General features: G+C 73.3%; 26 protein-coding genes. 12 read left to right on the top strand and 14 right to left on the bottom strand.

Translation table 11 applies throughout. From position 1 onward, the window contains the following. Window positions 1-46 precede the first annotated feature (46 nt). The gene (locus ACWDLG_RS28410) at window positions 47-892 is read left to right on the top strand and encodes an NTP transferase domain-containing protein (RefSeq protein ID WP_449925536.1); all 846 of its coding nucleotides are present in this window, start codon (window positions 47-49) and stop codon (window positions 890-892) included. 258 nt (window positions 893-1,150) lie between these two features. Here ACWDLG_RS28410 and ACWDLG_RS28405 read toward each other — a convergent pair whose 3' ends face one another. Then, the gene (locus ACWDLG_RS28405) at window positions 1,151-1,465 is read right to left on the bottom strand and encodes a DUF3099 domain-containing protein (RefSeq protein ID WP_354907044.1); all 315 of its coding nucleotides are present in this window, start codon (window positions 1,463-1,465) and stop codon (window positions 1,151-1,153) included. Between the two features lie 99 nt (window positions 1,466-1,564). Between ACWDLG_RS28405 and ACWDLG_RS28400 the strand changes: the two genes are divergently transcribed. Then, window positions 1,565-1,777 carry a dodecin gene (locus ACWDLG_RS28400; protein ID WP_354907043.1) on the top strand — a complete coding sequence of 71 codons (213 nt, stop codon included), beginning with the start codon at window positions 1,565-1,567 and terminating at the stop codon, window positions 1,775-1,777. Window positions 1,778-1,866: 89 nt separating this feature from the next. Then, the gene (locus tag ACWDLG_RS28395) at window positions 1,867-3,018 is read left to right on the top strand and encodes a linear amide C-N hydrolase (protein ID WP_449925532.1); all 1,152 of its coding nucleotides are present in this window, start codon (window positions 1,867-1,869) and stop codon (window positions 3,016-3,018) included. Between the two features lie 21 nt (window positions 3,019-3,039). On the opposite strand, the gene ACWDLG_RS28390 is transcribed toward ACWDLG_RS28395, so the two are convergent. Next, window positions 3,040-4,395 carry a metallopeptidase TldD-related protein gene (locus ACWDLG_RS28390; RefSeq protein ID WP_449925529.1) on the bottom strand — a complete coding sequence of 452 codons (1,356 nt, stop codon included), beginning with the start codon at window positions 4,393-4,395 and terminating at the stop codon, window positions 3,040-3,042. 14 nt (window positions 4,396-4,409) lie between these two features. After that, window positions 4,410-5,903, bottom strand: coding sequence for a TldD/PmbA family protein (locus tag ACWDLG_RS28385; RefSeq protein ID WP_449925526.1), 1,494 nt, complete (start codon window positions 5,901-5,903; stop codon window positions 4,410-4,412). Between the two features lie 77 nt (window positions 5,904-5,980). On the opposite strand from ACWDLG_RS28385, the gene fabG reads away from it, so the two are divergent. Beyond that, window positions 5,981-6,676, top strand: a complete 696-nt coding sequence (gene fabG / locus ACWDLG_RS28380) for a 3-oxoacyl-ACP reductase FabG (RefSeq protein ID WP_354907039.1) — start codon at window positions 5,981-5,983, stop codon at window positions 6,674-6,676. Window positions 6,677-6,678: 2 nt separating this feature from the next. Beyond that, on the top strand, window positions 6,679-7,443 hold the full coding sequence (gene fabI, locus ACWDLG_RS28375; RefSeq protein ID WP_354907038.1) for an enoyl-ACP reductase FabI: 765 nt from the start codon (window positions 6,679-6,681) through the stop codon (window positions 7,441-7,443). Between the two features lie 64 nt (window positions 7,444-7,507). Here the strand turns inward: fabI and ACWDLG_RS28370 are convergent, their stop codons facing one another. After that, window positions 7,508-8,392: a hypothetical protein gene (locus ACWDLG_RS28370; protein ID WP_449925522.1), complete on the bottom strand. Its 885-nt coding sequence runs from the start codon at window positions 8,390-8,392 to the stop codon at window positions 7,508-7,510. A gap of 219 nt (window positions 8,393-8,611) precedes the next feature. Next, entirely contained in the window at window positions 8,612-9,559 is a 948-nt protein-coding gene (locus ACWDLG_RS28365) for an aldo/keto reductase (protein ID WP_354907036.1), read from the bottom strand. A 101-nt stretch (window positions 9,560-9,660) separates the two neighbouring features. Here ACWDLG_RS28365 and ACWDLG_RS28360 point away from each other — a divergent pair, with 101 nt between their 5' ends. The 7 genes from ACWDLG_RS28360 (at window position 9,661) to ACWDLG_RS28330 (ending at window position 15,553) form a co-directional block, all read left to right on the top strand. Further along, window positions 9,661-10,347: a histidine phosphatase family protein gene (locus ACWDLG_RS28360; RefSeq protein ID WP_449925519.1), complete on the top strand. Its 687-nt coding sequence runs from the start codon at window positions 9,661-9,663 to the stop codon at window positions 10,345-10,347. A gap of 9 nt (window positions 10,348-10,356) precedes the next feature. After that, complete coding sequence (locus ACWDLG_RS28355) at window positions 10,357-10,905, top strand: DUF3090 domain-containing protein (RefSeq protein WP_449925516.1); 549 nt, start codon at window positions 10,357-10,359, stop codon at window positions 10,903-10,905. Continuing rightward, window positions 10,902-11,654 carry an SCO1664 family protein gene (locus ACWDLG_RS28350; protein ID WP_354907033.1) on the top strand — a complete coding sequence of 251 codons (753 nt, stop codon included), beginning with the start codon at window positions 10,902-10,904 and terminating at the stop codon, window positions 11,652-11,654. Before ACWDLG_RS28355 ends, ACWDLG_RS28350 begins: the two co-directional genes overlap by 4 nt. A 13-nt stretch (window positions 11,655-11,667) precedes the next feature. Continuing rightward, window positions 11,668-12,327: an NRDE family protein gene (locus ACWDLG_RS28345; RefSeq protein WP_449925513.1), complete on the top strand. Its 660-nt coding sequence runs from the start codon at window positions 11,668-11,670 to the stop codon at window positions 12,325-12,327. A 9-nt stretch (window positions 12,328-12,336) separates the two neighbouring features. Then, a complete protein-coding gene (gene mshC, locus ACWDLG_RS28340; RefSeq protein ID WP_449925510.1) occupies window positions 12,337-13,569 on the top strand; it encodes a cysteine--1-D-myo-inosityl 2-amino-2-deoxy-alpha-D-glucopyranoside ligase in 1,233 nt (410 codons plus the stop codon). Window positions 13,570-13,634: 65 nt separating this feature from the next. Then, complete coding sequence (locus ACWDLG_RS28335; protein ID WP_354907030.1) at window positions 13,635-14,051, top strand: CBS domain-containing protein; 417 nt, start codon at window positions 13,635-13,637, stop codon at window positions 14,049-14,051. 5 nt (window positions 14,052-14,056) lie between these two features. Beyond that, a complete protein-coding gene (locus tag ACWDLG_RS28330) occupies window positions 14,057-15,553 on the top strand; it encodes an FAD-dependent oxidoreductase (protein WP_449925507.1) in 1,497 nt (498 codons plus the stop codon). On the opposite strand, the gene ACWDLG_RS28325 is transcribed toward ACWDLG_RS28330, so the two are convergent. The 9 genes from ACWDLG_RS28325 to ACWDLG_RS28285 form a co-directional block, all read right to left on the bottom strand. Next, a complete protein-coding gene (locus ACWDLG_RS28325) occupies window positions 15,482-16,468 on the bottom strand; it encodes a UDP-glucuronic acid decarboxylase family protein (protein ID WP_449925504.1) in 987 nt (328 codons plus the stop codon). The genes ACWDLG_RS28330 and ACWDLG_RS28325 overlap by 72 nt on opposite strands. Next, window positions 16,465-17,322 (bottom strand): glycosyltransferase family 9 protein, encoded by an 858-nt coding sequence (locus ACWDLG_RS28320; protein ID WP_449925501.1) that lies wholly within the window; start codon window positions 17,320-17,322, stop codon window positions 16,465-16,467. Before ACWDLG_RS28320 ends, ACWDLG_RS28325 begins: the two co-directional genes overlap by 4 nt. Further along, window positions 17,313-17,990 carry an SDR family oxidoreductase gene (locus ACWDLG_RS28315; RefSeq protein ID WP_449925499.1) on the bottom strand — a complete coding sequence of 226 codons (678 nt, stop codon included), beginning with the start codon at window positions 17,988-17,990 and terminating at the stop codon, window positions 17,313-17,315. The genes ACWDLG_RS28320 and ACWDLG_RS28315 overlap by 10 nt, the downstream gene beginning before the upstream one ends. Before the next feature lie 115 nt (window positions 17,991-18,105). After that, on the bottom strand, window positions 18,106-19,449 hold the full coding sequence (locus ACWDLG_RS28310) for a PfkB family carbohydrate kinase (RefSeq protein ID WP_449925497.1): 1,344 nt from the start codon (window positions 19,447-19,449) through the stop codon (window positions 18,106-18,108). Next, window positions 19,446-19,997 carry a D-sedoheptulose-7-phosphate isomerase gene (locus tag ACWDLG_RS28305; protein WP_449925494.1) on the bottom strand — a complete coding sequence of 184 codons (552 nt, stop codon included), beginning with the start codon at window positions 19,995-19,997 and terminating at the stop codon, window positions 19,446-19,448. Before ACWDLG_RS28305 ends, ACWDLG_RS28310 begins: the two co-directional genes overlap by 4 nt. Beyond that, window positions 19,982-21,169, bottom strand: a complete 1,188-nt coding sequence (locus tag ACWDLG_RS28300; RefSeq protein ID WP_449925492.1) for a glycosyltransferase — start codon at window positions 21,167-21,169, stop codon at window positions 19,982-19,984. The genes ACWDLG_RS28305 and ACWDLG_RS28300 overlap by 16 nt, the downstream gene beginning before the upstream one ends. Beyond that, the gene (locus ACWDLG_RS28295; protein WP_449925490.1) at window positions 21,166-22,158 is read right to left on the bottom strand and encodes a glycosyltransferase family 9 protein; all 993 of its coding nucleotides are present in this window, start codon (window positions 22,156-22,158) and stop codon (window positions 21,166-21,168) included. Before ACWDLG_RS28295 ends, ACWDLG_RS28300 begins: the two co-directional genes overlap by 4 nt. Then, window positions 22,155-23,141, bottom strand: a complete 987-nt coding sequence (locus ACWDLG_RS28290; protein WP_449925487.1) for a glycosyltransferase family 2 protein — start codon at window positions 23,139-23,141, stop codon at window positions 22,155-22,157. The genes ACWDLG_RS28295 and ACWDLG_RS28290 overlap by 4 nt, the downstream gene beginning before the upstream one ends. Continuing rightward, entirely contained in the window at window positions 23,138-24,757 is a 1,620-nt protein-coding gene (locus ACWDLG_RS28285) for a carbamoyltransferase family protein (RefSeq protein ID WP_449925484.1), read from the bottom strand. The genes ACWDLG_RS28290 and ACWDLG_RS28285 overlap by 4 nt, the downstream gene beginning before the upstream one ends. Between the last annotated feature and the right edge of the window lie 10 nt (window positions 24,758-24,767).

The following is a 24,767-nucleotide window of genomic DNA, read 5'->3' as shown; positions in this document are numbered from 1 at the left end:
GGCGGGGACCGTGTGATCACCCCGGCGGACGCCGTACGGTGTGCACATGGGGCATGACGCGATCATTCTCGCGGGCGGCGCGGCGCGCCGGATGGGCGGCAGGGACAAGCCGGGCCTGCGGCTCGGCGGCAGGACGCTGCTCGAACGGGTCGCCGCCGCCGTGCGGGAGGCGGAGCGCGTCGTGGTGGTGGGCCCGCCGCGCGACCTGCCCGGCGCGCTGTTCACCCGCGAGGAGCCCGAGGGCGGCGGGCCTGTGCCGGCGCTGCGGGCGGGCCTCGACCTGGTGGCGGCCCCGTGGGTGGTGCTGCTGGCTGGTGACCTGCCGCTCATGGAACCCGCCTGCGTGACCGCCCTCCTCCAGGCCGCCACCGCACCCGGCCGCGCCCCCGCCGCTCCGGACCCGGGGCGCGCGCAGGGCCGGCAGAGGGTGGGCGCGGTGCTGGTCGACGACGAGGGGCGTGAGCAGTGGCTGGCCGGGGCGTGGCGCACCGCGCCGCTGCGCGCGGCGCTCGCCGGCTACCAGGGCCGCTCCCTGCACGGCCTGCTGGCCCCCCTCGACCCGGTACGGCTGCGCCTGCCGGGAACCCCGTGGCTCGACTGCGACACATTGGACGATCTTCGAAAGGTGGCACAGATGAACGTGTTGGCCGAGTGGACCGCACTGGCCTGCAAGGAACTGGGCGTCGACCCTTCCCGGGTCGACAGGGACCTCGTCCTGGAGCTGACCAAGGAGGTCGCCCACGGCGTCGCCCGCCCCGCCGCCCCGCTCACCGCCTACCTGCTCGGCCTCGCCCAGGGCATGGGCACCGCGCCGGAAGACGCCGTCGAACGGATCACGACGCTGGCCCGTAACTGGGAACGCGCCACGACAGAGACCTTGACCGACGACTGAAGATCCCGGTCAAGCTGAAGATTTGCTGTGAACCCGCCGGCAAACGATTTTGGGAAAGCAGGCCTATCCAACTGGCGGGCCGCAACGAAATTGGGGGAGAAAAGGGCGATGCCGGGTGGTTACGGGGGCAAACCACCCGGCATCGCTTCATCGGCGTTCCGACGGGGGCCCGGAACGCCGGCACCAGCACTCCGACGGGGGACCGGAGCGCTTGGCTAAAGCGTACACCTACTACCCGTGGGATGCGTCAAGACTTAGTCACGACCCGATCTCGCGTCGGTGATGCGGTATCTCGCCTTGGTCATGGGAGGGGTTGGAAAAGGTCGGAGGCGGCGCATCTCTTCCCCGCTCATTGGCACCTATAACCGCTATGTATGGCAAAAAGACGGCCCCGGCGATGAACAGCAGCCGGTACGGCCACGGGACAGGAACCACGACCGCCAGGATCAGGCAGATCGTCCGGATGCCCATCTGGATGAGGTAGATCTTTTCCCGGCGGTGGATGTCCGCACTCAGGGACGGCCGGGCGTCGGTCACCCTGTGCACGTCCTTCTGGCGGCGCCAGCGCTTCACACCTTCCACCGTAGACCTCGGACGGCGCCGGCGCGATGAGCCCCATGAACGGTACGGCTGGTCATGCGATCATGGCTTTCAGGTAAGGGAGGAGCAGCTATGTCGGATCGAACGTATCGGGTGACCGAGATAGTCGGCACGTCGGGGGAGAGCCTCGATGACGCCATCCGCAACGGCATCCGCAGGGCCTCGCAGACGCTGCGTCACCTCGACTGGTTCGAGGTGACGGAGATCCGCGGACACATCGACCAGGGGGAGATCGCCCACTACCAGGTGGGCATGAAGGTGGGCTTCCGGCTCGAGGACGCCTGATCTCTGTCACCGTTTCGTGGGAGGCGTGACTTCGCCGGGTTCGCGGGGCACACTGCGGTACCAAAAGGGCTCGGCGAAGGGATCACGTGATGGCACCGCTCCTCCGCATCGGCTCGCGGTCGTTACCGGGCGCGGGTCACGGAGCCGTCCGCGACGACAGCCAGGCAGCCGCCCGCGACCACAGCCGCGGGACCGGCGTCAGGGCCGGCCGTGACAGCGGCCGCGGGGCCCGCTCGCTGGTGGCCGCGCTGGCGCTGGCCGTACCGCTGGCGACGGGCTGTTCCAGCGTTCCCGTGACCGGCCGGGCCGCCTCCCCCGCACCGAGCGCCCAGCATCCGAGCGAGCAGAAGGGGGCGGCCACGTCCTCGCCCGTCCTGCGCCAGACGCCCGACCAGATCGCCCGCACCTCCGCCAGCATCAGGCAGCTCGACGACCTGCCCATGTACGAGATGACCTTCGACGGCGGCTACGACGCCGAGGCGCCGCTCACCGAGGACGAGCTCGCCCGCAAGGCCGACGGCTGGGCGTGCTCGCTGTTCCTGCGCGGCACCGAGTTCGGCCGCAACTTCGACTGGGACCCCAACCCGGCGATCGTCGTGCGGGCCGACCCGCCCGACGGCTACGCCTCCCTGTCGATCGCCGACGCCTCCTACCTGCTCGGCTCGTCCGCCGCCCCCGACCTGTCCGACCCCGTCCAGCGGCGGCGGCTCGGCCACGCGGTGCTGGCCCCCTTCGACGGCATGAACGAGAAGGGCCTGGCCGTGGGCCTGGCCACCACGCCCACCGCCGAGCTGCCCGCTCCCATGCCGGACCGGCCCACGCTCGGCAGCGTGCGGATCATGCGGGTGCTGCTCGACCGGGCCGCCACCGTGAAGGAGGCAGTGGCCCTGATGCGCACCTACAACGTCGACTTCACCGGCGGGCCCCAGGTGCACTACCTGATCGTCGACAAAAGCGGCGACTCGGCCGTCGTCGAGTACGGCAAGGGCAGGATGAACGTGGTCGAGGACCGCGTGCTGACCAACTGGAGCGTCGTCAGCGGCACGCCCGACGACCGCCACACCAGGCTGACCAGAACCATCGACTCCAAGACCGACGGCCTCGAGCTGCTCAAGAGCGTCGCCCAGGGCCACACCCGCTGGTCGGTCGTCTACGACCTCGCGGCGGGAACGGCCAGGCTGGTCACCGGCAAGCGCTGGGGCAAGGTGCACACGCTGTCGCTGGCCCGCCCGCAGGAGTGAGCCCCCCGGGCGGGCCGGCGCTCAGTTGGCCTGGCTGACGGTCGACATGTTGAAATCGGGCACCCGCACCGGTGGCATGACCGTGCGGGTGAAGTAGTCGTTCCACTCGCGCGGCAGCGTCTGCCGGCTCTCGCCGATCTCGCTCACACGGCCGAGCAGGTCGACCGGGCTCTCGTTGAACCTGAAGTTGTTCACCTCGCCGACGACCTCGCCGTGCTCGACCAGGTAGACGCCGTCGCGGGTGAGCCCGGTCAGCAGCAGCGTCTGCGGGTCGACCTCGCGGATGTACCACAGGCAGGTCACCAGCAGCCCGTGCGCGGTGGAGGCGATCATCTCCTCCAGCGTCCGGCCGCCGTCGCCGCCGCGCATGATCAGGTTGTCGACCGCGGGCGTCACGGGCAGGCCACTCAGCTCGGCCGAGTGGCGGGTCTGCAGCAGCGCCGACAGCGTGCCGTCCTTCACCCAGTCGGTGGCCGCCAGCGGCAGGCCGTTGTCGAAGACCGAGCTGCGGCGGCTGGACGCGTGGGCGGTGACGAACGGCGCGCACTCGATGCCCGGCGCGAGGGGATCGCTGGTGAGCGTGACCGGCAGCGGCGACAGCCGCTCGCCGACGCGGGTGCCGCCGCCCGGCCTGGAGAAGACGGTGCGGCCGTCGAGGGCGTCGCGGGCGCCCGACGACCACAGCAGGTAGATCATCAGGTCGGCGACCGCGCTCGGCGGCAGCAGCGTCTCGTAGCGGCCCGCCGGCAGGTCGATCCGGTTCTTGGCCCACTCCAGGCGCTGGGCCAGCGAGGAGTCGAGCCCGGCCACGTCGACGTCGGAGAAGTCGCGGGTGGCGACCCCCGACCAGGCCGAGCGCTTGAGGTCGGCCGACTTGGCGTTCAGCTCCAGGCGGCCCGACGGCTGGTCGTGGCGCAGCCGCAGCCCCGTGGAGGAGCCGAGGAAGGTGGAGGTCAGGGTGTGCTCGGCGAAGCCGTACAGCTTCCTGCCGCCCGCCTCGGCCGCGGTGAACGTCTCGCCGAGCGCGGGCGCGAAGTCGCCGAACACGCCGATCGAGGTGGGCCGCACCGGGTCGGCCCAGGTGGCGCTCGTCGCCGCGCCCTCGACCAGCGGCCTGGCGTCCTCGGCGGGCTGGGCCTCGCGCGCCGCCGCGTCGGCCGCCGCCACGACCTCGGCCAGCTGCTCGGGCCGTACGGCCGCGCGCGACAGCACGCCGACGCGCCCGTCCACGATCGAGATCACGGTCAGCTGGGCGGACCTGGCCACGCCGTTGGTGGTCAGCGTGTTGCCCGCGAAACGCAGGTTGGCCGTCGACCCCTCGTCCGCGATGACGACGCAGTCGTCGGCCTGGGAGAGCTCCAGCGCCCTCTCGACCATTTCCTGAGGAGACGTCACTTTCCACCCTCCTGGACGGTGTTGAGGATCCTGACATGGCGGAACAGCGCCGAGGGACAGCCGTGGCTGACCGGGGCGACCTGGCCCGGCTGGCCCTTGCCGCAGTTGAAGGCGCCGCCGAGCACGTAGGTCTGCGGCCCGCCCAGGGCCTCCATCGAGCCCCAGAAGTCGGTCGTGGTCGCCTGGTAGGCGAAGTCGCGGACCTGGCCCACGACGGCGCCGTGCTCGATGCGGAAGGCCCGCTGGCCGGTGAACTGGAAGTTGTAGCGCTGCATGTCGATCGACCAGCTCTTGTCGCCGACGATGTACAGGCCGCGCTCGACGCGGCCGATCAGCTCCTCGGTGGAGGGGCCGTCGGGCTCGGGCCGCAGCGAGACGTTGGCCATGCGCTGGATCGGCATGTGGCCGGGCGAGTCGGCGAAGGCGCAGCCGTTGCTCGCCCCGAGGCCCTTCATCAGCGCCATCCTGCGGTCGAGCTGGTAGCCGACCAGGATGCCGTCCCTGACGATGTCGAACTCGCGGGTGGCCACCCCCTCGTCGTCGTAGCCGACCGTCGACAGGCCGTGCTCGACCGTCCGGTCGCCGGTGACGTTCATCACCGGCGAGCCGTACACCAGCGAGCCGAGCTGGTCGAAGGTGGCGAAGCTGGTGCCGGCGTAGGCCGCCTCGTAGCCGAGGGCCCGGTCGAGCTCGGTGGCGTGGCCGATCGACTCGTGGATCGTCAGCCACAGGTTCGACGGGTGGATCACCAGGTCGTACTCGCCGGCGTCGACCGACGGCGCGGCCAGCTTCTCGGCCAGCAGCTCGGGAAGGGCGGCCAGCTCCGACTGCCAGTCGTAGAAGCCGCCGGTCAGGTACTCGTAGCCGCGGCCGACCGGCGGCGCGATCGTCGACATGTCGTCGAAGCCGTCGGGGCCGGCCTTCATGGCGTTCAGCTCGGGATGCACCCTGACCCGCTGCTGGGTGGTGACCGTGCCGGCGGTGTCGGCGTAGAACTTCTGCTCCTTGACCTGCAGGAGCCGGGCGCTGACGTGGTCGGCGCCCTTCAGCAGCCCGGCCGACCAGTCGGCCAGCAGCGCGACCTTCTCCTTCTGCGGCACCGAGAACGGGTCGATGTCGTAGGGGGAGACCCAGGTGACATCGGCGTGGACCGGCTCGGGCGCCAGCTCGATGGGCTCCCTGTTGATCGGGGCGCTCACCTCGGCCACCGCCACGGCCTGCGCGGCCACCTCGGCGGCCGCCTCGGGCGTGAGCACCAGGCCGGCCGCGAAGCCCCACGTGCCGTCCTTGACCACCCGTACGGCGTAGCCGAGGTCGTCGGCGTCCATGGCCCCTTCGAGCCTGGCGTCGTACAGGGCGAGCGTCTCGGCGCGCACGCGCTCGAGCCGGAAGTCGGCGTGGGAGGCGCCGAGGTCGCGGGCGCGCTGGAGCGCGGCGTCCGCGAGCTGCCTGAGCGGCAGGGCGAGGAAGTCGGGATCGATCTGGCGCATGTCAACGATCCTAGCCCTGTGATCTTGTGCCACCCGGACAAGCGGATACCGGCCGGTAGGAGATAGCGTCAGGTGCCATGGCACGCTCTGTACTCGTCACCGGCGGCAATCGCGGCATCGGCCTCGCGATCGCCCGCGAACTCGCCGCGGCAGGCGACAACGTCGCGGTCACCTACCGATCGGGCGAGCCGCCCGAGGGCCTGTTCGGCGTCCGCTGCGACGTGACCAGCGCGGAGGATGTCGACGCGGCCTTCGCCAAGGTGGAGGCCGAGCAGGGTCCGGTCGAGGTGCTCGTCTCCAACGCCGGCATCACCAAGGACACCCTGCTGGCGATGATGAAGGAAGACACCTTCACCGACGTCATCGACGCCAACCTCACCGGCGCCTACCGCGTCGCCAAGCGCGCGATCAGGCCGATGATGAAGCTCAAGCGCGGCCGCATCATCCTCATCTCCTCGGTCATCGCGATGCTCGGCCAGGCCGGCCAGTCCAACTACGCCGCCTCCAAGGCGGGCCTGATCGGCTTCGGCCGCTCCCTCGCCCGCGAGTACGGCTCGCGCGGCATCACGGTCAACGTCGTCGCCCCCGGCTTCGTCCAGACCGACATGACCGCCGACCTCGACCACGAGGCGATCGTCAAGAACATCCCGCTGGGCCGCCAGGCGTCCCCCGCGGAGGTCGCGCGTGTCGTCCGCTTCCTGGCCGGCGACGACGCCTCCTACATCACCGGGGCAGTGATCCCCGTCGACGGCGGACTCGGAATGGGGCACTGATCATGGGCATCCTCGAAGGCAAGCGCATCCTCGTCACGGGCGTCCTCACCGACGCCTCCATCGCCTTCTCCGTGGCCAAGCTGGCCCAGGAGCAGGGCGCCACGGTCGTGCTGACCGGCTTCGGCCGCCTGTCGCTCGTCGAGCGCATCGCCAAGCGGCTCCCGCAGACGCCGCCGGTGATCGAGCTCGACGTCCAGAACGACGAGCACCTCGACACCCTGGCCGCCCGCGTCGGCGAGCACGTCGACGGCCTCGACGGCGTCGTCCACTCCATCGGCTTCGCCCCGCAGACCGCGCTCGGCGGCAACTTCCTCAACACCACGTGGGAGGACGTCTCCACGGCCCTCCACATCTCCACCTACTCCTACAAGTCGCTCGCGGTCGCCTGCCTGCCGCTGATGAAGGAGGGCGGCGCCGTCGTCGGCCTCGACTTCGACGCCACCAAGGCGTGGCCCGTCTACGACTGGATGGGCGTGGCCAAGGCGGGCCTGGAGTCGGCCAACCGCTACCTGGCCCGCGACCTCGGCAAGCAGGGCATCAGGGTCAACCTCGTGGCCGCCGGTCCGCTGCGCACGATGGCCGCCAAGTCGATCCCCGGCTTCAAGGAGTTCGAGGACAGCTGGCCGGAGAAGGCGCCGCTCGGCTGGGACCTGGCCGACACCGAGGCGGCCGCCAAGGCGTGCGTGGCGCTGATGTCCGACTGGTTCCCCGCCACCACCGGCGAGATCGTCCACGTCGACGGCGGCGTCCACGCCATGGGCGCCTAGCTCCGCCGGCACCGCGAGTGGCCCGGGGCGGCCACGGCACCCGCCGGAGGGCGCCGACCCCGGGTCAGGCCAGGCGGTGGCGCCCGCCGCCGACGCGCATCGGCTCGAACGGGATCGACTCGGGACGCTCCTCGCGGCCCCGCCGTGACTGCATCACCCTGGCCGCCAGCACCGCCGAGGCCAGCAGCACCGCCGTCAGCGTGGTGCCGAGCACGTCGGACTCGGGCTCGCTCGGCCGGACCACCTGGCCGCCGATGCGGTCGGACAGCTTCTCGGAGAAGGGCCCCGGCCACAGCAGCTCCACCCGCGGGTCGTCGGGGTCGACGGGCGCGGGCTCGGGCGGCACGACCTCACGGGTGGTCCTGAGCTGCGGCCTGCTCATGGGCGGCACCGTTGCCTCGGTGGGCGGCGTCACGGCGTCCTTGCGCCGCCTGGCAGGCGTGGCGCTGGGGGAGGGCGAAGGGCTCGCGGCGGGCTCGGCGGAGGCGGGCGGCTCGGTCGCGGGCCGTTCGACGGGGCTCAGCACGCCCTCACCCTCGCAGGCCAGCACCGGCAGGCAGACCTCCTCCAGGGTGCTGGAGACCAGGTCGTCGCCGCGGCCGGTCGGCTGCCCGCCGGGCTCCTCGCGCGGGGTGCCGGGGGAGCGGGTGGAGGTGGGAGCGGGCTTGGCGGTGGGCGCCACCTCGCCCACCGGGGCGAGGACGGTGTCCGTCGTCCTGTCGACGGTCTCGGTCACCGGCGACAGCGAGTTGCCCGTGACGCCGTCGACCACGTCGGTCACCCCGTCGACCAGGTCGCACACCCCGCTGGTCACGCCGGACAGCAACCCGCCGCCGCGCTCGCAGTCGCGCGCCTGGGCCTGCGCGGAGCCGGCGCCGATCGGAAGCGCGGCCAGCGCCAGCGCGAGGAGGCCGGCCGAGACCGTGGTTCTGTGGCGTCCTGCGCCCATCTACCCCTCCTGTGTCGTTCTCCCGATGGACAGCTTTGTTGAGGCGAAGCCGTTTTCCACGCAAAGTTACGATTCGATATCGAGTAGTGATACGCGAGGGTGACTCTCGTTCGGCTGCCCGGACATGCGACGAACCCGGACGCGCGAAAGACAGGCCCAGCCTACTCACGTTGATCATCTCGGCGCATGTCCCGCACGGCCGCGCGCGGGCGGAGCCCGTCAGTCGAGGGAGGAGACGTCGTCAAGCGCCTCGCGGATCTCGCGGGGCAGTTCCACGTCCTCCGCCTGAAGGATGCCTTTCAGCTGGGTGTGGGTGCGCGCGCCGACGATCGCCGACGAGACGCCCGGCTGGTCACGCACCCACGACAGGGCCACCGCCAGGGGGGAGACGCCGAGCCCCTCGGCGGCGGTGGTGACCGACTCGACCACCCTGCGGCAGCGCTCGTCCAGGTAGGGGCGGACGAAGTCGGCGAAGTGCGGGGTGGCGGCGCGGGAGTCGGCGGGGATGCCGGTGCGGTACTTGCCGGTCAGCACCCCTCTGCCCAGTGGCGACCAGGCCAGCACCCCGGCGCCCACGTGCTCGGCCGCGGGCAGGACCTCCCGCTCGGGGTCGCGGGCCAGCAGGGAGTACTCCACCTGCGCGGCGGTGATCGGGATCCGGCCGGGCGTCGCGCGCTGCGTCACCGCCGCCGCGGCCAGCTGCCAGCCGGAGTAGTCGCACACGCCTGCGTAGACCGCCCTGCCGGAGGAGACGATCGCGTCGAGGGCGCCCAGCGTCTCCTCCAGCGGCACCTCGGGGTCGTAGGTGTGCAGCTGCCACAGGTCGACGTAGTCGAGGCCGAGCCGGGCCAGCGAGGCGTCGACGGCGGCGATGAGGTGGCGCCGCGAGGCGTCGCGCGGCCGCCGCCCTGCGGGGGTGAGCACGGCCTTGGTGGAGACGACCAGCTCCGAACGCGGCACCGCGTCCCTGAGCAGCCGCCCGAGCAGCCGCTCGGCGTCGCCGCCGGTGTAGACGTCGGCCGTGTCGATCAGGTTGCCGCCCGCCTCGGCGAAGGCGCGCAGCTGCGCCGCGGCCTCCTCGGCGTCGGTGTCCCTGCCCCAGGTCATCGTGCCGAGGCCCAGACGGGACACCGATAGGCCGCTCCGACCGACATAGCGTTGTTCCATGAAGCTCCGGCGCTCCCATCTGTCGATCAGGGCAGGGAATCCGGCCAGGCTACCGCTCGCCCGGGCGAACAAACGTGATCGACGCCTGCAAGACTTGTCTCATGGCGACCGTCCTCCTGGCCAGACACGGCCTCACCGCTCTGACCGGTCCCGTCCTCGCCGGCTGGACTCCTGACGTCCATCTCAGCGACGCCGGCGGCGCGCAGGCCAAGGCGCTGGCCGAACGGCTGGCCGCGGTGCGCCTGGACGCCGTCGTCTCCAGCCCGCTCGACCGCTGCCAGGAGACCGCGCGGGCCGTGGCCGAGGACCGGGGCTTGGAGGTGCGGACCGACGACAGGTTCGGCGAGTGCGGCTACGGACAGTGGACCGGACGCCCCCTGGCGGAGCTGGCCAAGGAGCCGCTCTGGCAGGTCGTGCAGTACCACCCCAGCGCGGCGGTCTTCCCCGGCGGGGAGGCGATGGCCGACGTCCAGCGCCGCGCGGTGGCCGCGGTACGTGACTGGAACGAGCGACTGGGGGAGAAAGGCGTCTACCTGGTGTGCACGCACGGCGACGTGATCAAGGCGATCGTCGCCGACGCTCTGGGCCTCCACCTCGATCAGTTTCAGCGCATAACGGCTGATCCGGCCTCCGTGACGATCATTCGCTACACCCCCTTGCGCCCCTTTCTCCTCACCCTCAACGATGTGGGGGAATTGCGGCTCCCCGAGGGTTCGGAGGAGAAAGACGGGGGAGAAAACATCACCGGGAGCGATGCCGCCGTCGGCGGCGGATCAGGAACCACGTAAGGTCGGGCTATGCCGGTCTTCGACTACGACCCACCAGAGAGGTTCGTGGCGGGTGCCCTGGGGCAGCCGGGGGCACGGATCTTCTTCCTGCAGGCGCGAGCCGAGGGCAGACTGACCACGGTCGCTCTCGAGAAGCTGCAGGTCGCCGCCCTCGCGGGCAAGCTCGAGGAACTGCTCGACGAGGTGCTCAGGCGCACCGGCGGCAGCGCGCAGGTGCCGGCCGTCGCCCCCACCGAGCTCATCGACAACGCCCCGCTCGACCAGCCGATCACCGAGGACTTCAGGGTCGGCACCATGGCGCTGGCCTGGGACCCCGACCGCGACCAGGTCATCGTCGAGGCTCAGGAGATCACCGACGAAGAGGACCTGGAAGCGCCGGAGCCCTCCATGCTGAGGGTCCACATCAGCGCGGGCGCCGCCAGGGCCTTCTCCCAGCGCGCGCTGAAGATCGTGGCGCAGGGCCGCCCGCCCTGCCCGCTGTGTGGTCAGCCACTCGACGCCGAAGGCCACATCTGCGTGCGCCTCAACGGCTACCGCGGAGGTGAGGTCACTACGTGAGCGTGCCCGAGCGCGAGCTTGAAGACCTTCGCTACGACGAAGACGCTGCCCTCAGGCTACTCAGAGACGGCCGGCTGGAAGTGGCGGGCCGCCTGGTCGAGGCCACGAACATGACCCTCTACTGCGGCATCACGCTCGACGGCCGCTCGGCGGCCTGCGTCTACAAGCCGGTGCGCGGCGAGCGCCCGCTGTGGGACTTCCCCGACGGCACGCTCGCCGCCCGTGAGGTGGCCGCCTACGAGGTGTCCAGAGCCACGGGCTGGCGCATCGTGCCGCCCACGGTCTACCGCGAGGGGCCCTTCGGCCCCGGCATGTGCCAGCTGTGGATCGACACCGACGAGAACATCGACCTGATGAGCCTGATCCGCAGCCGTCACCCCGCGCTGCGGAAGATGGCCGTCTTCGACGCCGTCGTCAACAACGCCGACCGCAAGGGCGGCCACCTGCTGCCGCTGCCCGACGGCGAGACCATCTACGGCGTCGACCACGGCGTCTGCTTCTCCGCCGAGGACAAGCTCCGCACCGTGCTGTGGCAGTGGCGGGGCAAGACGCTGCCGCGCGAGGCCGTCGGCGTGCTGGCCAGGCTCGAACGCGAGCTGGAGTCGGGGCCGCTCGGCCGCCGCCTGCGCGAGCTGCTCACCCTCGCGGAGGTGGAGGCCACCTGGATGCGGGTCAGGCGGCTGCTCGACACCGGCGTGCACCCCTACCCCTCGGAGGACTGGCCCGCGATTCCCTGGCCGCCCATCTAGGTAGTCTGTGCCCGTGTGTACGGTCATCGTGCGGACGGGTGAGCCGCTGAGCCTGCTGGGTGTGCGCGACGAGTTCGCCGATCGGCCGTGGGAGGGTCCCGGCGAGTACTGGCCCGAGTATCCAGGCGTCGTCGGCGGGCGCGACCTCAAGGCGGGCGGCACGTGGCTGGCCGCCCTGCCCGCCCGCGCCCGCGTCGCCGCGGTGCTCAACGGGTACGGCCTGCCGGCCGACGAGCGCACCAAGATCTCCCGGGGCGAGCTGCCGCTGCGCGCCGTGGTCGCCGGCGGGATGCCCGAGGCCGAGCTGCCCCGCTACGACCCCTTCCACCTGGTGGTCGCCGACCGCTCCCGCGCCCGCGTGTGGTCGTGGGACGGCGAGCGGCTGAGGACCGCCGACCTGCCCGAGGGCACCAGCGTCATCGTCAACAGCGGCCGCGCCGACGACCCCAAGGCGGTCGAGCTGCTGCCGCTGTTCGCCGCCGCGGCCGACTGGCACGACCTGGTGGGGGCGGCCACCGTACGGCACGAGCTGCCCGACGGCCGCGTCCACGCCTCGCTGTCGGCCACGCTGATCACCATCGGCGCGCGGCTGGACTACGACTTCTCCGATCTCAGCAGCTGGAATGCGGTGCCGCTGCCCCGCGTTGATCGTGGTGTTTCCCGAGACGGATAAGGTCAAAGCATGCGATCGTGGTCTGCCCCTGACGTTCCCAGCCTGCCCGGCGGAGCCGTACCCCTGAGGCTGTATGACACCGCGGCACGCCAGGTGCGGCTCACCGAGCCGGGGGCGACCGCCAGGATGTACGTGTGCGGGATCACCCCCTACGACGCCACCCATCTCGGCCACGCCAACACCTACCTCGCCTTCGACCTGGTGAGCAGGGTGTGGCGGGACGGCGGCCACGAGGTCCACTTCACCCAGAACGCCACCGACGTCGACGACCCGCTGCTGGAGCGGGCCGAGCAGACCGGGCAGGACTGGCGCGAGCTGGCCGAGCGCGAGATCGAGCTGTTCAGGACGGACATGCGGGCGCTGCGCATCCTGCCGCCGCGCGAGTACGTCGGCGTGACCGAGGTGGTCGACCAGGTCGCTGAGCTGATCGCGCAGCTGGCCGCCAAGGGGGTCACCTACACCCTCGACGGCGACGTCTACTTCAGCGTCGCCGACGCGCCCAAGTTCGGCGAGGTGTCGGGTTACAGCCGCGAACAGATGCTGGCGCTGTTCGGCGAGCGCGGCGGTGACCCCGGCCGTCAGGGCAAGCGCGACCCGCTCGACTGGCTGCTGTGGCGGGCCGAGCGGCCCGGCGAGCCGTCGTGGCCCTCGCCGCTCGGGCCCGGACGTCCCGGCTGGCACGTGGAGTGTACGGCGATCGCCCTGGCCAACCTCGGCGCCGGCTTCGACGTCGCGGGCGGCGGCTCCGACCTGATCTTCCCCCACCACGAGTGCGGCGCCTCCGAGGGCTACGCGGCCAGCGGCGAGTGGCCGTTCGCCAAGTTCTACACGCACGCCGGCATGGTCGCCCTCGACGGGGAGAAGATGTCGAAGTCGCGCGGCAACCTGGTCTTCGTCTCCAAGCTGCGCGTCGAGCACGACCCGATGGCCGTCAGGCTCGTGCTGCTGGCCCACCACTACCGCGCCGACTGGGAGTACACCGGCGACCAGATCGAGGCGGCGGAGGCCAGGCTGCAGCGGTGGCGTGCGGCCGTGGCGCTGCCCGCCGCGCCGCCCGCCGGCGAGCTGCTGGCCACGGTGCGCGAGCGGATGGCCGACGACCTCGACGCGCCGGGCGCGCTGGCCGCCGTCGACGCGTGGGCCGCCGCGGCGCTGGCCGGAGACGGCCAGGACGCCGCCGCGCCCGGCCTGGTACGCGACCTGGCCGACGCGCTGCTCGGCGTCGACCTCCGGAGCGCGTAGCCGATCCGTCCCCGTTTCGGCGGCGATTCCGCGGGCAGCGGGCGCATGACGAAGGGAGACAGATCATGCCGAGCGCACGGGAGATCATGACCCCGGACCCGGAGTGCGTCAACGCCGACGAGTCGATCCAGGAAGCCGCGGAGAAGATGGCCAGGCTCGACGTCGGATCGCTGCCCATCTGCGGCACCGACGACCGGCTCAAGGGCATGCTCACCGACCGCGACATCGTGGTGAAGGTGCTGGCCAAGGGCAAGGACCCGAAGTCCTGCCTGGCCGGTGAGCTTGCCCAGGGCGAGGCCGTCACCATCGGCGCCGACCACGACGCCAGGGAGATCCTGCGCACGATGGCCACGCACAAGGTCCGCCGCCTGCCGGTCATCGACGGTCACCGGCTGGTCGGCATCGTGGCGCTGGCCGAAGTGGCGAAGGCGCTGCCGGACGCCAAGGTGGGCGACCTGCTCGACGCGCTCACCAGCGACTGAGCGCGATGGAGCAGGTCCCCGGGCCGTCCATGGCCTCCTACTGGATGGACAGCGCGGCCCAGCCCGACCGGCCGCCGCTGACCGGCGACGTCCGCGCGGACGTCGCCGTGCTCGGCGGCGGCATCGCCGGGCTGAGCATCGCGTGGGAGCTGACCAGGGCCGGCCGCTCGGTGGTGGTGCTGGAGGCCGGCCGGATCGCCTCCGGCGTCACCGGCCACACCACCGCCAAGCTGTCGGCCCTGCACACGCTCGTCTACTCGTCCCTGAACGCCGAGGACGGCAGGCTGTACGCCCGCTCGCAGACGGAGGCCGTCGCGCACGTGGCCCGCACGTGCGCGGAGCTCGACCTCGACTGCGAGCTGGAGCGGGCCGCCGCCTACACCTACACCGACACCACCGAGGGACTGCGCCGGATCAGGGACGAGGCGGAGGCGGCCAGGCAGGCAGGCCTGCCCGCCGAGTTCGTCACCGAGACGGCGCTGCCGTACCCGGTCGTGGGCGCGGTCAGGGTGCGCGCCCAGGCACAGTTCCACCCCCGCAAGTACCTGCTCGGGCTGGCCGCGGCGATGGAGGCGCGCGGCGCGCGCATCTACGAGCGGACCCGCGCCGTACGGCTGGCCGACGGCAAGGTGAGCACCGCCGACGGCCGCGTCGTGACGGCCACCGACGTCGTGGTCGCCACCCACTACCCGATCTTCGACCGGGCGCTGCTGTTCGCCCGCATGGTCCCGCGCAGGGAACTGGTCGTGGCCGTGCCGATCGCCGAGGACGACGACCCGCACGGCATGTACATCACCCCCGAGCACGGCATCCGGTCGGTCAGGACGGCGCCCCGCGACGGCGGCAGGCTGCTGCTGGTGACCGGCGAGCAGTACCGGCCGGGCGAAGGCGGGGTCGGCGCCCGGCTGGACCGGCTGGCCGCCTGGGCGCGGGAGAGGTTCGGCGCGGCGCCCGTCTACCGGTGGGCCGCCCAGGACAACCACACCACCGACGGCCTGCCGTTCGTCGGCCCGCTGCACGCGGGCGCCCGCCACGCCTACGTGGCCACCGGCTTCGGCGGCTGGGGCATGAGCAACGGCGTCATGGCCGGGCTGCTCGTCGCCGCGCTCATCGGCGGCGAGGAGCGGCCCTGGGCGGGTCTGTACGACCCGCGCAGGATCCACCCGCTGCGCGAGGCGGGCGCGCTGCTGAAGGCGCAGGCCTCGGTGGCCGCCCACTTCGTCGGCGACCGGTTCGGCGCCGGCGGCGAGGAGGACCTGGCCCGCCTGCTGCCCGGCCAGGCCGCGGTGGTGAAGGTCGGCGGGGAGCGGTGCGCCGCCTACCGCGACGCCGACGGGCGGGTCCACGCCGTGTCGGCCGTGTGCAGCCACCTGGGCTGCGTCGTCGGCTTCAACGACGCCGAGCGGACCTGGGAGTGCCCCTGCCACGGGTCACGCTTCGCGCTGGACGGCACGATCCTCCAGGGACCCGCCACCGAGCCGCTCAAGCGAATCGAGCTGTGAGAACCACGCCACCGTACGGCGCAGTCCCTCCTCGGCTCCGACGCGGGGCCGCCAGCCCAGCTTCGCGGCCGCCAGACCGGTGTCGGGCCTGCGGACCTTCGGGTCGTCGACGGGCCGGTCGATGAAGCGGATCGGCGAGGAGGAGCCCGCCAGGTCGCGGATCAGCTCGGCGAGCCGGATCATGGTCAGCTCGTCGGGGTTGCCGATGTTCACCGGGCCGGCGAAGTCGGTGTCCGCCATGCGCAGGACGCCGTCCACGGTGTCGTCGACGTAGCAGATGGAACGGGTCTGGCTGCCGTCGCCTGTCACCGTGATCGGCTCGCCCACCAGCGCCTGCCTGACGAACGTGGGGATGGCCCTGCCGTCGAAGGGCCGCATGCGGGGGCCGTAGGTGTTGAAGATCCGCACGATGCCGGTGTCGGTGCCGTGCGAGTTGCGGTAGGCCGTGGTCAGCGACTCGGCGAAACGCTTGGCCTCGTCGTAGACGCTGCGCGGCCCCACGGGATTGACGTTGCCCCAGTACGTCTCCCGCTGCGGGTGCTCGAGCGGGTCGCCGTACACCTCGCTGGTCGAGGCCAGCACGAACCGCGCGCCCTTCTCCTTGGCCAGGCCGAGGGCGTGCAGCGTGCCCAGGCTGCCGACCTTGAGCGTCTCGATCGGGTGCCGCAGGTAGTCGGCGGGCGAGGCCGCGGACGCGAAGTGCAGCACGAGGTCCACCTCGCCCGGCACGTGCACGAACCCGGTCAGGTCGCACTCGATGATGTGCAGCCCCGGGCGGCCCAGCAGGTGCTCCAGATTGCGGGGGGAGCCGGTGAGGAAGCTGTCCATGCAGATGACCTCCGCCTCCCGCTCCAGCAGCTTCTCGCACAGGTAGGAGCCGAGGAACCCGGCGCCTCCCGTCACCACAGCTCTCATCGCGACATCGCCTCGATCACTTCGTCGACGTGGATGGCCAACAGGCCAGGATCGGGGGAGGCGCCGTGCGGATCGCCGGTCGTGCCCTTCCACAGCACGGTGTGCGGCCCGTCGGCGGGCGGCCCCCACACGGCCGGCGAGACGGGGCCGAACAGCAGCACCGACGGGGTGCGGTAGGCGGTGGCCAGATGGGCGACCCCCGTGTCGCCGCACACGACCATCCGGGCGTCGCGGACCAGCGCGGCCAGCTCGCGCACCCCGGTGCGCCCGGCGAGCACCCTGGCCCCCGAGTCGCCGGCCACCCGCTCGGCCAGCCCGCGCTCGGCCGCGCTTCCCGTGACGGCCACCTGCTCGCCCCTGGCGCGCAGCGCGGCGACCACCGCCGCGAACCGGTCCGCCGGCCACCTCCTGGACGGGGCGGCCGCCCCTGGATGGACGACCACGGGCCCGCCGCGGTCGCCGCGCCCGAGGTACAGATCGCCCGGGTCGGCCCGCACGCCGTACCACTCCAGCAGCTCGCACCAGCGGCGCACCTCGTGCACGCCCTCGCGCCAGGCCGGACCGCCGTCGCCGTGGGCCAGCAGCCGCCGCGGCCCGGTGGCGCGCAGCGCGCGCGTGCTCTGCGGCCCCCTGCCGTGCAGGTTGACCGCGATCTCAGGCTTCTCGTACGGGACGGGCCCCGGCCCCCGCACCTCGATCACCTCGTCCACCGGCAGCAGCGGCCGCAACGCCGAGGGCCCGGCCAGCACGAGACGGTGGCGGGGGAAGGCACGGCGCAACGCCCGCAACGCCGGCACGGCCGTCAGCAGGTCTCCGAGCCCCAGCCCCCGCAGCACCAGGACCTCTAGGGCCACGAGGTCTCCGTGGACGGGCAGACCACCAGCTCCCGCACCTCGCAGCCGGGCGGCTGCGACAGCGCGAACACCACCGTCTGCGCCACGTCCTCGGCCCGGTTGAGCCTGGCGTCGGGGCCCGGCTTGTACTGCTCGGGCCGGTCGTCGAAGAAGTGCGTCGACATCCCGCCCGGCACCAGCATCGTCACCCCCACCTGCCCCGCCAGCTCGGCGGCCAGCGCCCTGGTGAAGCCGACGACGCCGAACTTGGACGCGCAGTAGGCGGTCGCGTCGCTGAGCGCGCGCAGCCCCAGCGTCGAGGCACAGGTCACCACCCGGCCCGAGGACCGCCGCAGGTACGGCAGCGCCGCCCGCACGACCGTGGCCGTGCCCAGCAGGTTGACCCTGATCACGCGCTCCCAGTCGGCGGCGGGCACGTCCTCCAGCCGGCCGCAGGCGTCGATCCCGGCCGCGGTGACCACCCCGTCGAGCCCGCCCGCCCGATCGGCCAGCTTGGCCACCGCCCGCTCGGCCTGTTCCCGGTCGGACACGTCGGCCGGCGCCTGGTCGAAGCCGTTCCCGGCGCGGACGTCGATCACCAGCGGCCTGCCTCCCGCCTTCGCGACCGCCTCGGCGACCGCCAGGCCGAGTCCGGAGGCCCCTCCGGTGATCAGGATGTTTCCCAGCATCGATTCCTCCTCGTGCTTGCCGCGTCGCGACTCGTGCTTCCTGTGTCGCGGCTCATGCCTGCCGCGTGGCGGCTCGTGCCTGCCGCGTGGCGGCTCGTGCCTGCCGCGTGGCGGCTCATGCCTCCTGCATCGCGGCGATGAGCCCGGTCGTGGACCGGCCCGGAACGCTGGCCAGCACCACGGTCTCGGCGCCGACGCGGCGCAGCGCCGCCGCCTCGGGCAGCCGGCGCCCGGAGTAGTCGCCGCCCTTCACCCACACGTGCGGCCGCAGCCGTTCGATGGCCGCGCTCGGGGTGTCCTCGTCGAACACCATGACCGCGTCCACGCAGCCCAGCGCCCTCAGCACCTCCACGCGGTCGCGCTGCCCGACCACGGGCCTGCCGGGCCCCTTGAGCCGCTTGGCCGAGGCGTCGGAGTTGACGCACACGATCAGCGCGTCACCGAGCGCCCTGGCCCGGCGCAGGAGGCTCACGTGCCCCGCGTGCAGCAGGTCGAAACACCCGCCGGTGGCGATCAGCCGTCCGCCGCTCGCCCTGACCAGCTCGGCGACCTCCAGCGGCGTGCGCGGCCGGTCGCCCATCTCGTGGTGCTGCAGCCGGACGGCCGCCGCGCCGCCGCCCTCGACGAACCTGGAGGCCTCGCCGACGCCGACGGCGACCGCGTCCTCCACCGGCAGCCTGTCGCGCAGGGCCAGCGCCGCCGCGCCCGCGAACCTGTCGCCCGCGCCGCACACGTCGTGGCCCAGGGTGAACGTCGGCGGCGGGATCCTGCGGTGGTGCCCGCCCGCGTGGGCCAGCGCCGCGCCGTGCGGGCCCAGCGTCACCGCGACGGCCTGCGCGTGCAGGGCCTTGGTCAGGTGGCGGGCCGCCTGGTCGGGGCCGGCGTACGGCAGCGGGCACAGCTGCCTGGCCTCCGCCTCGCTCGGCGTGATGAGCGTGCACCCCGGCACGGGCGGCGTGCCCTTGGGGTGCGGGTCCCACACGATCGGCACGGCGACCTCGCCCAGCAGACCGGCCAGCGTGGCGGCCACGCCCCTGCCGTAGTCGGAGACGAGCACGGCGCCGGCGGCCAGCACCGCCGCCCGGACGGCCGCGGTCACGGGCCCGGCCGCGCGCCCGTCGCCGGTGTCGATCCGGGCCAGCGTCTGCCCGCGGGCCCTGAGCCTGGTCTTGCACACGGTGGAGCCGTGCAGAGGCAGCCTGACCACCTCGAGATGGCCGTTGAGCAGCGAGCGCAGCGTACGGCCCTGCTGGTCGTCGGCCAGCGCGGTGACCAGCACCACCTGCGCGCCGTCGCGGGCCGCCAGCAGCGCCGCCAGTCCCGCCCCTCCCGGACGCCGGTGTTCCTCCTCGACGTCGACGACCGGCACGGGCGCGTCGGGTGCGAGGCGCTCGGCCGTCCCCTCGATGTCGACGTCCAGCAGCGTGTCGCCGATGACGACGAGCGGTCCTGTCTTCACGCGCACGCCTCCTCGATCGAGTCGCACAGCAGGTGGATCATCGCCAGGTGCACCTCCTGGACGGTCGCCGTGTCGGACTCGGGCACGGCGACGACCTCGTCGCTCAGCTCGGCCAGCGGGTTGGGCGCCCTGCCGGTCATGGACCAGGTGGTGAGGCCGCACTCGCGCGCGGTCCGCGCCGCGGCCAGCACGTTGCCGCTGGCGCCGCTGGTCGACAGGCAGATGAGCACGTCGCCCTGGCGGCCGTGCGCGCGGACCTGGCGGGCGTAGACCGCGTCGGCGCCGAAGTCGTTGGCGATGGCGGTCACCGACGAGGTGTCGGCGTGCAGCGCGATCGCGGCGAACGGCCGCCGCTCCCCCCTGAACCTGCCCACCAGCTCGGCCGTCAGGTGCTGGGCCTCGGCGGCCGAGCCGCCGTTGCCGCACACCAGCAGCCTGCCGCCGCAGCCGAGGATGTCGGCGAGCTTGTGCCCCCACGCCTCGACCGTCGGCGCCAGGTCGGCGCTCATCGACAGCGCGTCGCGCAGCCTGGTCAGGTGCCTGTGCATGTCATCCCCCTCACCCTGTCCCCCAGCACGCTGAGGTAGACCGCCTCCGTCTGCTCGGCCACGTGCGGCCAGCCGTAGCGCTCCCTGGCCCTGCGCGCGCCCGCCGCGCCGATCTGGGCCGCCCGGTCCGGATGGTCGAGCACGTCGCGCAGGGCGCGGGCCAGCGCCTGCGGGCGGCGCGGCGGAACCAGCACGCCGCAGCCCGCGACGGTGTCGAGGTGGCCGCCGACCGCGGAGGCGATCACCGGCACGCCGCAGGCCATCGCCTCGAGCGGCACCATGCCGAACGGCTCGTACCAGGGCACCGTCACCACGACGTCGGCCGAGCGCATCAGCGCGGGCACCTCGTCGCGGGGGACGCTGCCGATCACCCGCACCCGGCCGGCCAGGCCGTAGGCGGTCGCCAGCTCCGACAGCCTGACCGCCTCGGGATCGTCGGCCGAGCCGCCGGCGATCACCAGCTCCGCGTCGGGCACCTCGCGCAGCGCCCGCAGCAGCGTGTCGACGCCCTTGCGCGGCACCAGCCTGCCGATGCTCAGCACCCGCCTGGCCGCGCCCCTGGCGGCCGGCGGCCCGTCGGGGGTGAAGTGGTGAAGGTCGACGCCGCAGGGCACGACCGTCACCCGGTGGTCGGGCACGCCCATGGCGCGCAACTCGGTCACCTCGTCGGCGCAGGTCGCCAGGACGGCCGCCGCCCGCTGCCCGATCTGCGTCTCCACGGCGATCCGGCCGGGCGGGCTGGTGTCGGCCCTGCCCTGCCAGCGCCGCTTCACCGTGCCCAGCGCGTGGAAGGTCTGCACCACCGGCCGCCCCCGCGCGGCCAGCAGCGCGGCCCTGCCGCTCATCCAGAAGTGCGCGTGCGCCACGTCCGGCGGCCGTGCCGCCCACCGGTGCGCCAGCTCCCTGGCGAAGGCCGGCATGTACGGCGGCAGCTCGTCCTTCGGCACCGGCACGGCGGGCCCCGCGGTGATGTACTCCACCCGCACCCCCGAGGTCATCGGCACGCTCCGCGGCTGGTCCGGCGAGCTTCGCCTGGTGTGCACCACGACCTCGTGACCGCGTTCCGCCAGCGCGGCGGCCAGAGCGGCCACGTGGACGTTCTGGCCGCCCGCATCGACCCCGCCGATCGCCGCCAGCGGATCGGCGTGCTCGGAGATGAGATCGACTCTCATGGGACCAGCTCCCTCACTGCTTTGACGACCTGTTCCGCCGTCACTCCCGACAGGCATGGATGCCCGATGACCGGGCACACGCGTGCCCTCGTGTCCCTGCAGGCGGCCCGCTGGTCGCCGAGCAGCACGCACGGCACGCCGTACGGCGCCCAGCGCCCCGCCGGCACCACCGGCGCGAAGAGGCTGACCACCGGGGTGCCGACGGCCGCGGCCAGGTGGGCGGGCCCGGTGTTGCCCGCCACGAGCGCGCACGCCTCGGCGAGCACCCCGGCCAGCTCGGGCAGGCTCGTCATGCCGCCCAGGTCGACGCCGTGCCGCCCGGCCACCCGCGCCGTCAGCTCACGCTCACTCCTGCCGCCGGTGACCACCACCGTGAAGCCCTCGCAGGACAGCGCCTCGACCGCCTCCGCGTGCCGCTCGGGCGGCCACGCGCGGGCCGGCGCCGTCGTGCCCGGATGGACGACGACGTAGCCGGGCGGGCCGACGATGCTCGGCGGCGGCGCCTTGACGGCCAGCCCGGCGCCGTCACCGGGCCCGAAGCCCGCCGCCGTCGCGACGGCCAGCATCCGCTCGGCCTCCGGCAGGTGCCTGGTCTCGTCGACCTGGACCCTGACGTCCAGCAGTGACCCCGGATAGTCGTTGCTGATCGCGGCGATCCGCCGGACGCCCCTCAGCCGCAGCAGCAGGGCGAGAGGCAGGGCCGACTGGTGGAAGGAGGTGAGGATCAGCGCCTGGTCGGCGTCGGGCAGCAGCTCCATGAGACGGGCCACGTGCCGCCGGGTGACGGGCGGCGGATCGGCGTCGATCCACGGGGTCCGCCACTCGATCACCCGGTCGACGCCCGGCAGGAGCTCGGCCGCCGCCCGGCCCAGCGGCCCCGCCAGGAGCACCACCTGCCCGGCATGGGCGGCGACCGCGCGGATGGCCGGACCGGCGAGGAGAACGTCTCCCGCGCTGTCCGGCCTGGCCACCAGGACGGTGCCGGTCACCGGCGCACCCTCAGCTCGCCGCGCAGCCGGTGCAGGCAGGCGGCGGGCGGGATGGCGATGCTCGTCACCGCCATCCTGGCCACCTCTACAGGCGTGCGCGGCCCCGGCGCGATGCGCTCCCAGGCGAACCTCGCGGTGAGCGCCGCCCACCCGGCCGCGGCGGCCAGCCCGGCGACCAGCACGGCGGCCGGCACGGCGCGCCTGCCGCCGGCGAGCGGGACAGCCTGCGCGCCCCGACCCAGCGCGCCCCGACCGAGTGCGCCCCGACCCTGCGCGCCCCGACCGAGTGCGCCCCGACCGAGCGCACCCAGGCCCATTGCGCCCAGGCCCAGCGCGCTCAACCCCAGCGCGGTCGTGGCCGCGTGGCGCGGCAGCAGCCCCCGCGCCCCGATCCGCGCCCGCCAGCCGGGCCCGTGGATCCGGCGCATCAGCGCGTCGTCGGCGTTGCCCCGCTGGAAGCGCACGCTGGCCCAGAACCCGTCGTCCCGCACCGGATGGCGCGTCAGCCGCTCGCCCCTCACCAGCCGGAAGCCCGCCTCACGCACGCGCAGCGCGAGATCGGCGTCCTCCCGGTAGGCCCGGGGGAAGCGCTCGTCGAAACCGCCCACCAGCTCCAGCACGTCGCGCCGGTAGGCCATGTCGGCGGTGATCCAGTCAGCGCCGGCCAGGCCCGCGGTGTTGCGCTCGGCGTCGGTGGGCCGGCGGCCGGCCGGCAGCGGCACCTCGATCCTGCCCTGGCTGCCGCCCACGTCCTCCGGCAGGTCCGCGAGATCCTCGGTGAGCGTCTTCAGCCATCCTTCGCCGGGCACCACGTCGTCGTCGAGGAAGACCACCCACGGCGTGCGCGCCTGCCGCCATCCCCTGTTGCGCGCGGCCGCGGGCCCCCGCCGCTCGGTGTCCTCCACCACGATCACCGGCACCCCGTCCGGGATGGCGTCCGCCAGGGAGGGCCGCCCGACCGTGGGGATCACCACGGTGATCACACCGGCCTCCGCACCACGAACGGCCCCAACACGAGCACGTCGACCGGCGAGGAGCCGAAGCACTCCAGCGCGTCCCTCGGCGAGTCGACCATGGGCCTGCCCGCCGTGTTGAGGCTGGTGTTGACCACCACGGGCAGCCCCGACAGCCGCTCGAACCGTTCGAGCACCTCGGCCATGAGCGGGTCGTGCTCCCGCGAGACGGTCTGGATGCGCGCCGTCCCGTCCACGTGCACCACGGCGGGGATCCGCTCCCGCCACTCGGGCCGCACGTCGTGGACGAACAGCATGTACGGCGAGGGCACCGGTCCCCGGCCGAAGATGTCACGCGCCCGCGACTCCAGCACCATCGGCGCGATCGGGCGGAACTGCTCGCGCCCCTTGACGTCGTTGAGCCGCTCGGTGTTGCGGGCGTGCCCGGGATGGGCCAGCAGGGAGCGGCGGCCGAGCGCGCGCGGGCCGTACTCGCTGCGGCCTTGGAACCAGGCCACGATCCGGTCGTCGGCCAGCGCCGCGGCCACCTCGCCGGCCAGATCATCAGGCCGCGTGTACGGCACGCGCGCCACCCGCAGCCACGCCGCCAGGTCGCCTTCGCTCCAGCCGCGCCCGAGGTCGGCGCCTCGCATGGGCGCGGCGGGCTCGCCGTGCTCCTGGGCCAGGTGCAGGGCCCCGCCCAGCGCGGTGCCCGAGTCGCCGGCGGCCGGCTGCACCCAGATCTCCTCGAACGGCCCCTCGGCCAGCAGCCTGGTGTTGGCCACGCAGTTGAGCGCCACCCCGCCGGCCATCGCCAGGCATCGCGCCCCCGTCCTGCCGTGCAGCCAGAACGACAGCTCCAGCAGCACCTCCTCCAGCCGCGCCTGGACGCTGGCGGCGAGGTCGGCGTGGTCGGCTGTCCAGCTCTCGCCCGGCCGGAGACGCTTGGCGAAGCCGCCCCAGTCGATCGGCTCGACGCGGAAGCCGCCGTCGCCGGTGGCCGTGACGAGCTGGCGCAGCGCGTCCAGGTGGCGGGGCGTGCCGTAGGAGGCCAGCGCCATCACCTTGTACTCGTCGCTCGAGCGCAGGAAGCCGAGGTGCTCGGTCACCTCCTCGTACATCAGGCCGAGCGAGTGCGGCAGCTCCTGCGTGGCCAGCGTCGTCAGCTGACCGTTCCGGTAGTGCCCGGCCAGGTGGGAGACGGCCTCCCCGCGGCCGTCGCACACCAGGACCGCGCACTCCTCGTACGGCGCGGCCAGCCCCGCCGACGCCGCGTGCGCGACGTGGTGCGGCACGAAGCGCACCTGGGCGGGGTCGAGCCCGGGCAGGGCCGTGGCCAGGAAGCTCGGCGCCCTGGTCGCGTAGATGGTGCGCAGTTCCTCCCACGGAGCCCCCGTCTCCGGCCGGACCAGCGCGGGGTCGTAGGAGTAGGCCACCGCGTCGAGATCCTCCGGCCGCAGCCCCGCCTCGGCCAGGCACCAGGCGGCGGCCTGCTCGGGCAGTTCCCACGCCGAGAACGGCACGGGCCGCTTGCCGTGCTTGCGGCGGCTGAACCGTTCCTCCTCCGCGGCCGCGACCACGGTGCCGTCGACCACGAGGGCGGCGGCCGGGTCGTGGAAGACCGCGTTTATCCCCAGGAACCTCATGGAGAACCGC

The organism is Nonomuraea sp. NPDC003727, from assembly GCF_053586935.1.
The sequence above is the reverse complement of the archived record's forward strand: the minus strand, read 5'-3'. Positions and strand labels throughout refer to the sequence as shown.

What these genes read in the sequence shown, in the direction of transcription:
- ACWDLG_RS28410 (WP_449925536.1), top strand. Translation starts at nt 47, where the DNA reads ATGGGGCATGACGCGATCATTCTCGCGGGCGGCGCGGCGCGCCGGATG.
- ACWDLG_RS28400 (WP_354907043.1), top strand. Translation starts at nt 1,565, where the DNA reads ATGTCGGATCGAACGTATCGGGTGACCGAGATAGTCGGCACGTCGGGG.
- ACWDLG_RS28395 (WP_449925532.1), top strand. Translation starts at nt 1,867, where the DNA reads ATGGCACCGCTCCTCCGCATCGGCTCGCGGTCGTTACCGGGCGCGGGT.
- ACWDLG_RS28390 (WP_449925529.1), bottom strand. Translation starts at nt 4,395, where the DNA reads ATGGTCGAGAGGGCGCTGGAGCTCTCCCAGGCCGACGACTGCGTCGTC.
- ACWDLG_RS28385 (WP_449925526.1), bottom strand. Translation starts at nt 5,903, where the DNA reads ATGCGCCAGATCGATCCCGACTTCCTCGCCCTGCCGCTCAGGCAGCTC.
- fabG (WP_354907039.1), top strand. Translation starts at nt 5,981, where the DNA reads ATGGCACGCTCTGTACTCGTCACCGGCGGCAATCGCGGCATCGGCCTC.
- fabI (WP_354907038.1), top strand. Translation starts at nt 6,679, where the DNA reads ATGGGCATCCTCGAAGGCAAGCGCATCCTCGTCACGGGCGTCCTCACC.
- ACWDLG_RS28370 (WP_449925522.1), bottom strand. Translation starts at nt 8,392, where the DNA reads ATGGGCGCAGGACGCCACAGAACCACGGTCTCGGCCGGCCTCCTCGCG.
- ACWDLG_RS28365 (WP_354907036.1), bottom strand. Translation starts at nt 9,559, where the DNA reads ATGGAACAACGCTATGTCGGTCGGAGCGGCCTATCGGTGTCCCGTCTG.
- ACWDLG_RS28360 (WP_449925519.1), top strand. Translation starts at nt 9,661, where the DNA reads ATGGCGACCGTCCTCCTGGCCAGACACGGCCTCACCGCTCTGACCGGT.
- ACWDLG_RS28355 (WP_449925516.1), top strand. Translation starts at nt 10,357, where the DNA reads ATGCCGGTCTTCGACTACGACCCACCAGAGAGGTTCGTGGCGGGTGCC.
- mshC (WP_449925510.1), top strand. Translation starts at nt 12,337, where the DNA reads ATGCGATCGTGGTCTGCCCCTGACGTTCCCAGCCTGCCCGGCGGAGCC.
- ACWDLG_RS28335 (WP_354907030.1), top strand. Translation starts at nt 13,635, where the DNA reads ATGCCGAGCGCACGGGAGATCATGACCCCGGACCCGGAGTGCGTCAAC.
- ACWDLG_RS28330 (WP_449925507.1), top strand. Translation starts at nt 14,057, where the DNA reads ATGGAGCAGGTCCCCGGGCCGTCCATGGCCTCCTACTGGATGGACAGC.
- ACWDLG_RS28325 (WP_449925504.1), bottom strand. Translation starts at nt 16,468, where the DNA reads ATGAGAGCTGTGGTGACGGGAGGCGCCGGGTTCCTCGGCTCCTACCTG.
- ACWDLG_RS28315 (WP_449925499.1), bottom strand. Translation starts at nt 17,990, where the DNA reads ATGCTGGGAAACATCCTGATCACCGGAGGGGCCTCCGGACTCGGCCTG.
- ACWDLG_RS28305 (WP_449925494.1), bottom strand. Translation starts at nt 19,997, where the DNA reads ATGCACAGGCACCTGACCAGGCTGCGCGACGCGCTGTCGATGAGCGCC.
- ACWDLG_RS28300 (WP_449925492.1), bottom strand. Translation starts at nt 21,169, where the DNA reads ATGAGAGTCGATCTCATCTCCGAGCACGCCGATCCGCTGGCGGCGATC.
- ACWDLG_RS28285 (WP_449925484.1), bottom strand. Translation starts at nt 24,757, where the DNA reads ATGAGGTTCCTGGGGATAAACGCGGTCTTCCACGACCCGGCCGCCGCC.